The organism is Streptomyces sp. NPDC048623, assembly GCF_040650755.1.
Taxonomy (GTDB): domain Bacteria; phylum Actinomycetota; class Actinomycetes; order Streptomycetales; family Streptomycetaceae; genus Streptomyces.
Map to the genome: position 1 here is coordinate 233481 of NZ_JBEZHV010000009.1, position 12035 is coordinate 245515.

General features: G+C 74.4%; 8 protein-coding genes. 7 read left to right on the forward strand and 1 reads right to left on the reverse strand.

All coding sequences use genetic code 11. The features are described from left to right. Nucleotides 1-67 precede the first annotated feature (67 nt). Both AB0C73_RS16285 and AB0C73_RS16290 read left to right on the forward strand, forming a co-directional pair. Nucleotides 68-2968 carry an alpha/beta fold hydrolase gene (locus tag AB0C73_RS16285; protein WP_362529851.1) on the forward strand — a complete coding sequence of 967 codons (2901 nt, stop codon included), beginning with the start codon at nucleotides 68-70 and terminating at the stop codon, nucleotides 2966-2968. Beyond that, on the forward strand, nucleotides 2965-3882 hold the full coding sequence (locus tag AB0C73_RS16290) for an ABC transporter permease (protein ID WP_362529854.1): 918 nt from the start codon (nucleotides 2965-2967) through the stop codon (nucleotides 3880-3882). The genes AB0C73_RS16285 and AB0C73_RS16290 overlap by 4 nt, the downstream gene beginning before the upstream one ends. Nucleotides 3883-3949: 67 nt before the next feature. Here the strand turns inward: AB0C73_RS16290 and AB0C73_RS16295 are convergent, their stop codons facing one another. Continuing rightward, nucleotides 3950-4660, reverse strand: a complete 711-nt coding sequence (locus AB0C73_RS16295) for a DNA-binding response regulator (RefSeq protein WP_362529856.1) — start codon at nucleotides 4658-4660, stop codon at nucleotides 3950-3952. 330 nt (nucleotides 4661-4990) lie between these two features. On the opposite strand from AB0C73_RS16295, the gene AB0C73_RS16300 reads away from it, so the two are divergent. The 5 genes from AB0C73_RS16300 (at nucleotide 4991) to AB0C73_RS16320 (ending at nucleotide 12007) form a co-directional block, all read left to right on the forward strand. Then, complete coding sequence (locus AB0C73_RS16300; RefSeq protein WP_362529859.1) at nucleotides 4991-6547, forward strand: von Willebrand factor type A domain-containing protein; 1557 nt, start codon at nucleotides 4991-4993, stop codon at nucleotides 6545-6547. An 18-nt stretch (nucleotides 6548-6565) separates the two neighbouring features. After that, the gene (locus AB0C73_RS16305) at nucleotides 6566-7039 is read left to right on the forward strand and encodes an anthrone oxygenase family protein (RefSeq protein WP_362529862.1); all 474 of its coding nucleotides are present in this window, start codon (nucleotides 6566-6568) and stop codon (nucleotides 7037-7039) included. A gap of 335 nt (nucleotides 7040-7374) precedes the next feature. Then, nucleotides 7375-8022: a ScbR family autoregulator-binding transcription factor gene (locus AB0C73_RS16310; RefSeq protein ID WP_362529865.1), complete on the forward strand. Its 648-nt coding sequence runs from the start codon at nucleotides 7375-7377 to the stop codon at nucleotides 8020-8022. A gap of 471 nt (nucleotides 8023-8493) precedes the next feature. Beyond that, nucleotides 8494-9417, forward strand: a complete 924-nt coding sequence (locus tag AB0C73_RS16315; protein ID WP_362529867.1) for an AfsR/SARP family transcriptional regulator — start codon at nucleotides 8494-8496, stop codon at nucleotides 9415-9417. 289 nt (nucleotides 9418-9706) lie between these two features. Then, nucleotides 9707-12007, forward strand: coding sequence for a helix-turn-helix domain-containing protein (locus AB0C73_RS16320; RefSeq protein ID WP_362529870.1), 2301 nt, complete (start codon nucleotides 9707-9709; stop codon nucleotides 12005-12007). Nucleotides 12008-12035 lie beyond the last annotated feature (28 nt).

A 12035-nucleotide genomic window follows, 5' to 3' on the forward strand; every position in this document is an offset into this window, starting at 1 on the left:
GAGGAGGCCGCCGAGTTCCGCCCAGGGCACCCGGGGTATGGCTCCCCGGCCGCCTAGGCTCGATGCCATGCAGCTGCGACTTCCCCGCAAGGGCCTTCCGCGGTGGGCCGCGGCCGGTGCCGCGCTCGCCGTGCTCGTGGGCGGCGCCGGTACCTGGAGCGCCGTCGCCGTGGACGAGCCCGCGCCCGTGCACCGCGCGGACCGGATGCTCGATCTCGACGGCGTGAGGCTCGACACCTCGTACTTCACGGCGGGCGGCGGCACCGGCCGCCGGCCCGCCGTGCTCCTCGGCCACGGCTTCGGCGGCTCCAAGGACGACGTCCGCGCCCAGGCCGAACGGCTGGCCCGCGACGGTTACGCCGTCCTCACCTGGTCCGCGCGCGGCTTCGGCGCCTCCACCGGGCAGATCGGCCTCAACGCCCCGGAGCGCGAGGTCAAGGACGTGCGCGGCCTCGTCGACTGGCTCGCCGGCCGCCCCGAGGTGCTGCTCGACAAGGCGGGCGACCCACGGGTCGGCGTCACCGGCGCCTCCTACGGCGGCGCGGTCTCGCTGCTCGCCGCCGGCTACGACCCGCGCGTCGACGCCATCGCGCCACAGATCACGTACTGGAACCTCGCCGACGCGCTGTTCCCGAACGGCGTCTTCAAGAAGCTGTGGTCGGGCATCTTCTTCTCGGCGGGCGCGGCCTCGCCGCTCGGCGGCCCGCCCCAGGGCACCTCGCAGGACGCGGGCCCGACCGCCCCGACCGCCCCGGCGGCCCCGAAGGGCGCCGACACGCCGGGCGCGGCGCCGACTCCGGGGGCCACGACGGCCCCGGCCGGCCGGCCGGGCACATCCCGGGACGGCTCGCTCCCGGGCGGCGCGGCTGCCACCGGTGCCGACACACCCGGCGCGACGCCGGCCACCCCGGCCGCCCCCGCCGCCTGCGGCCGCTTCAGCCCCGAGGTCTGCGCCCTCTACCAGCGCGTCGCCGTCTCCGGCCGGCCCGACGCCGCCGCCCGGGCCCTGCTCGAGGCCCGCAGCCCCTCCGCCGTCGGCGCGCGCATCAAGGTGCCCGCACTGATCGTCCAGGGGCAGGCCGACTCGCTCTTCACCCTCGACCAGGCCGACGCCATGGCCCGGACGATCACCGCCAACGGCGCGCCCGTCGCCGTCGACTGGACCGCCGGCGGCCACGACGGCGGCGACCGCGAGACCGACCGCATCGAGGGCCGGATCGGTGCCTGGTTCGACCGCTATCTGAAGAAGGACGCCACCGCCGACACCGGCCCGGCCTTCCGGGTGAGCCGCACCGGCGGCGTGGACTCCACCGACGGCCGTTCCACCCTGCGCGGCGCGACCGCCGCCCGCTACCCCGGCCTCGCCGCGGGCACGGTGAAGGTCGCCCTGTCCGCCCCGGCCGGCGGCCCCGCCGCCCCGGCGGGCACCCCCGCCGGCCCCACCGCCCCGCGCCCCTTCGCCAACCCGGCCGGCGCCAACCCGCCCGCCCTCTCCGCCGTGCCCGGCCTCGGCGGCGGACTCACCCAGCTGTCCTCCCTCGGCGCCGGGCTCTCGCTCGACTTCCCCGGCCAGTTCGCCGCCTTCGACGCCCGGCCGCAGACCGAGCCGCTGCGCATCACCGGCACGCCCGCCGTCCGGGTCCGGGTCACCTCGACCGCGCCCGACGGCTCGGCGGTGCTCTTCGCCAAGGTGTACGACGTGGGGCCGGACGGCCGGCAGCAGGTGCTGCCCGCCCAGCTCGTCGCCCCGGTCCGGATCGACGGCGCCGCCCACGGCCGTACCGTCGACCTCACCCTCCCGGCCGTCGACCACGAGGTGCCGGCCGGCCACCGGCTGCGCCTGGTGCTCGCGGCCACGGACCTCGGCTATGCCTCGCCGGCCGCGCCCGCCACGTACACCGCCGCCGTCGAGGGCGCGCTGACCGTGCCGACCGCTCCGGCCGTCGCCACCCAGGCTGCCGGGCTTCCGTGGTGGGTGTGGGGCCTGCCGCTGCTCGGGCTCGGCGTCGCCGCGGGCCTCCTGCTGACCGCCCGGCGCCGTACCACGGCGCCCGCCCCGGACCCCGAACTCGCCGACGTACCCCTCCAGATCACCGGCCTGTCCAAGAAGTACGCGGGCGGCGACCGGTACAGCGTCCGCGAGCTGTCCTTCCGGGTCGAACAGGGCCAGGTCCTCGGCCTGCTCGGCCCCAACGGAGCCGGCAAGACCACCACCCTGCGCATGCTGATGGGCCTGATCACCCCGGACGAGGGCGAGATCAGGGTCTTCGGGCACGCGATCCGGCCCGGCGCCCCGGTGCTCTCCCGGGTCGGGGCCTTCGTCGAGGGCGCGGGCTTCCTGCCGCATCTGTCCGGGCGGGAGAACCTGGAGCTGTACTGGGCCTCCACCGGCCGCCCCGCCGAGGACGCCCACCTCGACGAGGCGCTGCGCATCGCCAACCTCGGCGGCGCCCTGGAACGCGCCGTCCGCACCTACTCGCAGGGCATGCGGCAGCGGCTCGCCATCGCCCAGGCCATGCTCGGCCTGCCCGACCTGCTGATCCTGGACGAGCCGACCAACGGGCTCGACCCGCCGCAGATCCGGGAGATGCGGGAGGTGATGATCCGTTACGCGGCGGCCGGCCGCACCGTCATCGTCTCCAGCCACCTCCTCGCCGAGGTCGAACAGTCCTGCACCCATCTCGTGGTGATGGACCGCGGCGGCCTCGTCCAGGCCGGCCCGGTCGGCGAGATCACCGGCAACGGCGACACCGTGCTCGTCACCCTGTCCGGCCCGGTGCCGGACCCGGTGGTCGAGAAGCTCGCCGCCGTACGGACCGACGCGGGCCTGCTCGTACCGCTCGACGGCCGGACCGCCACCGACCTCATCGGCGAACTCGTCCGGCTCGACCTGCCGGTGACCGGCGTCGGCCCGCACCGGCGGCTCGAGGACGCGTTCCTGACCCTGATCGGAGGAGAGACGGCATGACCACCGCCACCGACGCCACCCCCAAGGGGTCCGCGCCCGGGTCCACGCCCGGGACCGGGTCCGCGCCCGCCACCGCCCCCGGCTACGCCCCGGGCCGCACCCTGCCGCTGCGGGTCGAGGCGCTGCGCCAGCTCAAGCGCCGCCGGACCCTGGTCATGGGCCTGATCCTGGCCCTGCTCCCGTTCGTCCTGATCACCGCCTTCGCCATCGGCGGCTCCCCGGGGCGCGGCGACGCGAACGGCCGGATCAACCTGATGGACACGGCGACGGCCTCCGGCTCCAACTTCGTCGCCACCTGTCTCTTCGTCTCCGCGGGTTTCCTCCTGGTGATCCCGATCGCCCTCTTCTGCGGCGACACCGTGGCCTCCGAGGCCGGCTGGTCCTCGCTGCGCTATCTGCTCGCCGCGCCCGTGCCGCGGGCCCGGCTGCTGTGGTCCAAGCTCGCCGTGGCCCTCGGCTTCAGCGCCGCCGCGATGCTGCTGCTCCCGCTGGTCGCCCTGGCCGCCGGCAGCGTCGCCTACGGCTGGGGCCCGCTGAAGCTCCCCACCGGCGGCGCGCTCCCGGCCGGCGAGGCGCTGCTGCGGATCGGCATCGCCGTCGCCTTCCTCTTCGTGTCCCAGCTCGTCACCGCGGGCCTCGCCTTCTGGCTCTCCACCCGCACCGACGCGCCGCTCGGCGCGGTCGGCGGCGCCGTCGGCCTGACCATCATCGGCAACGTCCTCGACGCGGTCACCGCCCTCGGCGACTGGCGCGCCTTCCTCCCGGCGCACTGGCAGTTCTCCTGGATCGACGCGCTCCAGCCCCAGCTGGAGTGGACGGGCATGGCCAAGGGCGCGGCGGTCTCCGTGACCTACGCCCTGGTCCTCTTCGCCCTCGCCTTCCGCGGCTTCGCCCGCAAGGACATCGTCTCCTGACCCGTGACCCGTGACCCGTGACCCGTAACCCGTCCAGAACAACTCCATACATCCTGATCGACCTCCCTCAGATCCACCCCCTTCGAGCCGCTTCCGCCCCCGCACGGAAGCGGCTCGTCGTGCCGAGTGCCGCCATCAGCTCGCCGACCCTTCGGCTGTACGTGCGCGGCGACATGCCCAGGCGCGTCGCCGCCGTCTCGTCCGTCAGACCGGCGAGGAGGGCTTCGAGGACCGGGCGGAGCTGGGAGGGGAGGTCGCGGGCGGGGGCGGTCAGACCCGCGAGCTCCTGGCCGGTGTCCCAGGCGGCGTGGTGGGCGCGGACCAGGGCCTGGACCACCACCGGGTCGCGGATCAGGAGCAGCCCGTTGTAGTGCAGCTCCAGGTCGAGGGGGACGGCGGCGACCGTGCGGTCGACGAGGATCATCTTGAACGGGATGGCCTCGGCGACCCGGGCCCGGCCGGGCATCCGGACCGCCCCCGCCACGTGGGGGAGGGCGTGACGGGGGACGATCCGGCGCACCTCCCCGGCCCGCTCCGCCGCCGCACGCATGCACGCTCCCGCCAGCTCCAGGAACGGCTCGGGGATCGCGCGCGACGCCGAGGCCGCCGGGTCGTCGAAGGTCAGCAACTCATGCCGCGCCGAGGCCGCGAGGCCCGCGAGCGCGGCGCTGACCCGGCGCGTGCCGCGCACCGGACGCCCCGGCGGACGCTGCGGCTCCGGACCGGCACGGCCCATCGCCGAACGGGCGAGCAACACGGAGCCCGCAGTCTCTGCCACCGGTGACCACCCCCGCCCGATCGGTGTGCCACTCCATGTACGCACGCGACTGCACACGGTGACAACCCCTGTTGACAAGGATGGCGAGTCCCTGCCACCACGGCGCGCCCCCGCCGCCGTTGCCGCATTGAGATCCTTCCGCAACTCCTTCGTCTGCTCCTTCCGGCCCTCTCGGACGTCACATTCACAAGTGCCTGGCTCCTAAGGGGAGATCAGGGGGGAGACGAGGAGATGGGGGAGATGTCCATGACGCGGACTGTGATGCGGACTGTGACGGGGACTGCGACTGGGACTGCGACGGGGAGTGCGACGCGGGGTGTGAAGCGGAGCATGAGGCGAAGGGCGGCCGGCGTGCTCGCCGGCACGCTCACCGGAGTCCTGTTGCTCGCGGGCTGCGCCGGCGAGGGCGGTTCGCACACCAGCGCCGACCGGGGCGCCGCCGCGCCCAACCGCCCGGCCGTCCCCGACGGCGGCAAGGCGGCGGGAGAGCAGGCGCCGCGCGGCAAGGGCCCCGACGGGAAGCCCGCGCCCGCCCCGGACCGGCTGTCCACCTTCGCGCTCGACGTCGACACCGCCTCGTACGGCTACGCCCGACGCACGCTCGCCGAGGGCCGGCTGCCCGACCGGGAGAGCATCCGCCCCGAGGAGTTCGTCAACAGCTTCAAGCCCGACTACGCGCGCCCCCAGGACAACGGCTTCAGCGTCACCGTCGACGGCGCCCGCTCCGACGCGCCCGGCTGGTCGCTGCTGCGCGTCGGGCTCGCCACGAAGCCCAGCGACGGCGAACGCCCGCCCGCCGCCCTCACCTTCGTCGTCGACATCTCCGGCTCCATGGGCGAACCCGGCCGCCTCGACCTGGTCAAGGAGTCCCTCGGACTGCTCACCGACAAGCTCCGCGACGACGACTCCGTCGCCCTCGTCACCTTCAGCGACGAGGCCGAGACCAGGCTCCCCATGACCCGCGTCGGCGACCACCGCGGCCGGATCCACGAGGTCGTCGACTCCCTGGAGGTCACCTCCTCCACCAACGTGGAGGCGGGCGTCCGCACCGGCTACGACGTCGCCGTCGAGGGCCACCGCAAGGGCGCCACCAACCGGGTCGTGCTGCTCTCCGACGCCCTCGCCAACACCGGCGACACCGAGGCCGCCGGCATCCTGGAGCGCATCGACAAGGAGCGGCGCACGTACGGCATCACGCTGTTCGGCGTCGGCGTCGGCAGCGACTACGGCGACGCGTTCATGGAGCAGCTCGCCGACAAGGGCGACGGCCACACCACCTACGTGGGCACCCCCGAGCAGGCCCGCAAGGTCTTCGTCGACCAGCTCCCGGGCCACGTCGAACTGCGCGCCCGCGACGCCAAGGCGCAGGTCGCCTTCGACCCGAAGACCGTGGAGAGCTTCCAGCTGATCGGCTACGACAACCGCAAGGTCGCCGACGAGGACTTCCGCGACGACCGGGTGGACGGCGGAGAGGTCGGCGCCGGGCACACCGTGACCGCGCTGTACGCCGTGAAGCTGCGGCCCGGGCAGTCCGGCCGGGTCGCCACCGCCACCGTCCGCTGGCTCGACCCCGCCACCCGCGCCCCGCACGAGCGCTCCGGCACCGTGGACGCCGCCGCGCTCACCGCGCCGATCTGGGGCGGCGGCCACGACAGCCTCCAACTGACCGCTATCGCAGCCTACTTCGCCGACCGGCTGCGCGGCGGCCACGTCCCCGGCGCGCCGCCGCTCTCCGGCCTGGCGGCCCGCGCGGGCGCGCTCGCCGACCGGGCGCGCTCGGCGTCCGTACGGGAGCTGGCCGAGGCGATCCGGCAGGCCGACGGGCTCGGCGGTGGCAGTGACGCCGACGCCGACACCCACACCGACACCGACCCGTACGCGGGCTGATCGGCCATGATGAACGCCATGGCCGCCCTGCTGCTCGCCCTCGCCGTCGTGTCCACAGGCCTCTACGCCGGAATCCTGCTGATCTTCCGGACGGGAGTGATGCCCGCCCTGGCCCGCCTGTCGGACGAGGAGTTCGTCCACGCGATGCGGCGGATCAACGAGTACGTGCCGAGGCCGGTGTTCCTGGTGATCTTCCTGGGCGTCGCGGTCCTCCCGGCGGCCACCCTGTTCGTGCCGGTCGACGGCCGGACCGACACCCAGAAGTGGCTGGTGGTGGCCGGTCTGGTGGCCGCGCTCGCCAACCACCTGGTGACGGTGGCCGGGAACATCCCGCTCAACACGGCGCTCGCCGCCTCCGAATCGGCCGGCGAGCCGGCGGGCGCGGTGCGCGCCGCGTTCGAGCGGCGCTGGAACGGCTTCCATCTGATCCGGACGCTGCTGATCCTGGCGGCGTTCGGGCTGCTGACCGCCTCGGCGGTGGTCGGCGGCTGACCACGCGCCGGTCCTGCGTCACCGGCCCCTGCCCGGTGGCCGGTATACCGAAGACGGGACCGGAGGGTCGGTTTTCCGGTCGCCCTGAGTGACGTACGAGAGTGTCCGGCCTCCCGTCAGGTCGGTGCCGATCGCGCCGACCTGACGTTCTCGTACCGAAGTCGATCGGCAAGTTCCCTGGTCAGAGGCGTTCGTACGGCGATGGCCGAGCTTGCGGGTTCACGGCGAACAGGGCTTCGGGTATGTTCCAGCTGCCGGAAAATTGGTACCCCAAGGTTTGTTTTCTCGGGCCACCGGGATGCCGGTTCGGGCGCGATGAGAGGGACGTGACTCCCATGGCGAAGCAGGATCGGGCGATCCGTACCCGCAGGGCGATCCTGGAGGCGGCGGCCGCCGTCTTCGACGAGCGGGGCTACGAGGCGGCCAAGCTGTCCGACATCCTCGCCCTCGCCCAAGTGACCAAGGGCGCGCTCTACTTCCACTTCGACTCCAAGGAAGACCTCGCGCACGCGGTGATCGACGCCCAGGTGTCGGTGGTGCCCACGGCGCCGCCGCAGACCTGCAAGATCCAGGAGTTCGTGGACGTCGGCATGGTCTTCGCGCACCGGCTGACCGTCGACCGGGTGCTGAGCGGAAGCGTCCGGCTCACCCTCGACCAGGGCGGCCACGACCTCAACCGCAGCGGCCCCTACCGCGAGTGGACCGACATCAATCTGAGCCTGCTGCGGGAGGCGAAGGCGCAGGGCGAACTGCTGCCGCACGCCGATCCCGAGGAGGTGGCCCCGCTGGTCGTCGGCGCCTACGCCGGGCTCAATCTGATGACGCATGCGCTGGAGGGCGACCGCTCCTCCATGGAGCGCTGGGCCTCGGCGCTCTATCAGCACTTACTGCCCAGCATCGTGGTGCCGGCCGTGCTCACCATGCTGGACCTGGAGCCGGGCCGCGGCGCCCGCGCGCTCGGCCTCGCGGACGAGGCATCCTAGGGACCGGCACTCCCGGGGTTCCGGGGTTCCGGGTTGCCGGGTTGCCGGGTTTACGGGACTCCCCGCTTTCCGGGTCCTCCCGCCCGGGGCTTCCTGGCCGGGACTTCACCCGTACGTCACTTCCTCATGTGTCACTGCCTCGTGGGGCTTCCCCCTGCCCCGGGTGGCGCGCCATCATGATCTGAAACAAAACCGGCATGCCGGTTTCCTCGAAGGGCTGGCCGGAAGGTGCCCGCACGCCTGCCTGAAAACGACCGGCAAAGCATACCCGTGGGTCCAGTAACTGGATCCGTGAGTACGTTTCCTCACACGTTGACGCGCTGTTGATGGGTCTAAGTCGGACCAAAGCGGGCAAATTTTCCGTCCGCGGAGTCCAGTTATTCCATACCGCCCGGTTTCTTATTGACATGCCGCGCGGTCTCTTTTCTAATCGTCCAGGGTCATCCCGTGCGCAGACACTGAGGGGGCAAGGTGGACGTCCGGATCCTGGGGGGACTTTCGGTGCGCGAGAACGGGGTGTCGATCACCCCGACCGCCGCCGCGCCGCGACAAGTGCTCGCCGTGCTCGCCGCGTCCGCCGACCAGACAGTGCCGGTCTCCGTCCTCATGGCCGAACTCTGGCCGTCCGGCGCCCCGCGCGGCGCACGCGCCGAACTCCACTCCCATGTCGCCGGGTTGCGCGCGCTCGTCGCGGACGCGCTGCACGAGGGCCGTCCGCGCGGTGCCGCCGGCGGGGGTACGGGCGGGGGGCGGGGTGCGGATACCGGCCGGGGCGGCGCGGACGGCGGGCGCACCGCGGAGACCGTGCTCGCCGCCCAGTCCGGCGGCTACCGCCTCGACACCGGCGGCGGCTCCCACGACGTCTGGCAGTTCGAGCGCGCCGCCGGTGCCGGCTACCGCGCCATGGAGGCCGGCGATCTGTCCCGCGCCGCCCTCCGGCTCGGCGAGGCCCTCGCCCTCTGGCGCGGCGAACCGTACGCGGGCGTGGCCGCGGGCCCGCGCCTTCGCGCGGAGACCGTGCGCCTCACGGCCTCCCGCCTGAGCGTCCTCGACCAGTGGGTGGAGGCCCAGTTGGGCCTCGGGCGCCACGCCGAGATGGTCCCCGAACTCGCCACCCTCGTCGCCCGGCAGCCCGTCAACGAGGCGCTGCACGCCCAGTTCATGGTCGCCCTGCTGCGCTCCGGCCGCACCGAGGACGCCCTCGACGTCTACCGCCGGCTGAGCGGAGCGCTCGCCGCCGACGGCGGCCGGGAGCCGTCCGCGCGGTTGCGACGGCTGCATCGTTCGCTGCTGACCGCGCGGGACGCGGTCCGGCCCCGGGTGCCCGCGCAGGCCCCCGGCGTGTGGGCCCGTACCCCCCGGCTCGCCCCGGCCGTCGCGGGCGCGGCGGTCTGATCCGCCCGTACCCCGAGCGTTTCTGACGCTCCGTCGGGGTGGAGAATGGCGGAATGGGGCGGAAGAGGAACGAACGGGAACGAAGGGGTGGATCCGACTGTTGACCGGCGTGTACGAGCGATTTGGCGGATTTGGCGGATCTGGCGGATCTGGTGGATCCGGCGGACCAGGCCGATCGGCTCGATCGGCTCGATCGACCCGGTCAACCCGGTCAAGGCGGTCCGGTTTCGGCCAGCGGTACGGGGGTCCGGCGAGACCCACGGTTCCGCTCGACAGCGGGAGTTGAGGCATGTCCCACCACGGCACGGACGGGGGCGCAAGCGGGGGCGGCAGCGTCGACGCGCTCTCCGTGCTGGAGCTGCTCGCCCAGCAGGCGCCGCCGGGGCGGTTCGCCGAGCTGCTCGACGGAGCCCGCGCGGCCGGCCGGCCCCCGGCCGAACTCGCGCATCTGGAGCGGGCCGTACACCTCGCCACCGGGGTCGCCCAGTCGCTCGCCCGCCGCGAGCAGCGCGAGTCCGCGCTCGACGCGCTCGCCGACACCGCCCGTGACCTCACCCACCCCTACGACCTGGACGGGCTGCTGCGGCTGATCGTCCGCCGGGCCCGCCGGCTGCTCGACCTCGACCTGGCCTGCGTCACCCTGCGCGACGCCCATGGCCTGCGCGTGCTGCACAGCAGCGAGGGCGGGCTCACCGCCTTCGACCCGGCCGGCTGCCCCGCCGCGCTCGACCGCGAAGGGCTCGCCGGACTCGTCCACGGGCTTGGCGGACCGGCCTGGACCGAGGACTACCTGACCGACGACCGCTTCCCTCATCTGCCCGCCGTCGACCGGGTCGTCCGCGACGAGGGGCTGCGCGCGGTGCTCGCCGTGCCGCTGCGGGTCGGCGACACCGTCCTCGGGCTGCTGTACGGCGGGGACCGCCGGGCCCGCCGGTTCGCCGAGGGCGAGCTCGGCCTGCTCGCCCCGCTCGCCGACCTGGCCGCCGTGGCCACCGAGAAGGCGGGCCTGCTCGACCAGACCCGCGCCGAGGTCACCGAACTGGAGCAGGACAGCTCCCGCGCCCGGACCGCGCTCACCCGTATGCGCTACATCGGCGAGGCGCACAGCCGGATCATGAACCTGGTGCTGTCCGGCGGCGACCTGCTCGGCGTCGCCAAGGCCGCGGGCGACGCCCTCGACGCGTGCGTCCTGGTCCGCGACCCGGGCGGCCGGACGCTCGCCGCGACCGGCGAACTCCCGGGCCTCGACGAGGCGGCGGTGGCGAAGGCCTCGCTGGACGCGCATGCGGGCAGGCGCCCGGTGCGGGCTCCGGCGTGCCCGGGGAAGGTGCGGGTCGCCGTCGTCGGGGAGGCGGGGGCCGCGGGGGCCGCGGGGGCGGCCGGGAGCGTAGGGGCCACGGGGGTCATGGGGGTTACTGGGGTCACCAGGACCGCCGGGGACGTGTGGGAGGCCGGGGGCGCGGTCTCCCTGGGGGCCACCGGGATCGCCGGGACCGCCGACGGCGCCTTCGGCGCCTTCGGGTCAGCCGCCGGGATCGCCGGCGCCGACGGTGCCTTCGGGCCTGCCGCGAACGCCGGCGCCGACGGTGCCTTCGGGTCAGTCGCTGGGCCTGTCCCGAACGCCTGGGACTCCGAACTGACCTGGGTCGCACCCGTCATCGCCGGTTCCGAGGACCTCGGCGTCCTCGTCGTCCGCGCCGTCACCCCGCTCACCGGCGAGGACGAGCGCCTGCTCGAACTCGCCGCCCAGTCCGTCGCCTTCCTGCTCCTCATGCAGCGTTCCACCGCCGTGGCCGAGGGGCCCGTCCGCGACGAGCTTCTCGACGACCTGCTCGCCGAGCCGCAGCACGCCCCGCTGCAGATCGCCCAGCGCGCCCGCCGCCTCGGCATCGACCTGCGCGAGCCGCACGTCCTGGTGGTGGCCCGGCCGGAGGGCGGTGAGCAGGGCCGCGCGGTGGTGTGGGCGTCCTCGTACGCGTACCGGATGGCGGGTCTGAAGACGGTGCAGGGCGGCTGCATCGTGCTGCTGCTTCCGGGCGCCGACGCGTCCGCCGCCGCGAAGGCGGTCTCCGCCGAGCTGGCCCCGCTGCTCGGCCACCCGGTCTCGGTCGGCGCGGCCGGCCCCGGGTGGAGCCCCGACGGCGTCGCGCGGCTCTACCAGGAGGCCATGCGCTGCCTGGACGCGATGAGCGCGCTCGGCGGGGCGGGCGCGGCGGCGTCCGTGGAGGACCTGGGCTTCCTGGGCCTGCTGCTCTCCGACGACCACGACGTGGACGGCTTCATCGAGTCGGCGATCGGACCCGTACTGGACTACGACGCCGAGCGGTTCACCGAACTCACCCGCACCCTGGAGGCCTACTTCGCCTCCGGCGCCAGCCCCACCAACGCGGCCGAGGCCCTCCACGTGCACCCCAACACGGTCTCCCGCCGCCTGGAGCGCATCGGCGAACTCCTGGGCCCGGAATGGCAGAAGCCCGGCCAGGTCCTCGAAGTCCAGCTCGCCCTCCGCCTCCAGCGCACCCGCGACATCCTCGCCGGCCGCCGCACCGCGCTCCCGACGGGCCCGCGCCCGTCCCGCGGCGAGGAGTAGCCGAGGGCAGGTTACGGGGCCCGGGAGC

Coding starts and splice junctions, on each gene's coding strand:
- AB0C73_RS16300 (WP_362529859.1), top strand. CDS start 4,991: ATGAGGCGAAGGGCGGCCGGCGTGCTCGCCGGCACGCTCACCGGAGTC.
- AB0C73_RS16310 (WP_362529865.1), top strand. CDS start 7,375: ATGGCGAAGCAGGATCGGGCGATCCGTACCCGCAGGGCGATCCTGGAG.
- AB0C73_RS16285 (WP_362529851.1), top strand. CDS start 68: ATGCAGCTGCGACTTCCCCGCAAGGGCCTTCCGCGGTGGGCCGCGGCC.
- AB0C73_RS16305 (WP_362529862.1), top strand. CDS start 6,566: ATGGCCGCCCTGCTGCTCGCCCTCGCCGTCGTGTCCACAGGCCTCTAC.
- AB0C73_RS16290 (WP_362529854.1), top strand. CDS start 2,965: ATGACCACCGCCACCGACGCCACCCCCAAGGGGTCCGCGCCCGGGTCC.
- AB0C73_RS16320 (WP_362529870.1), top strand. CDS start 9,707: ATGTCCCACCACGGCACGGACGGGGGCGCAAGCGGGGGCGGCAGCGTC.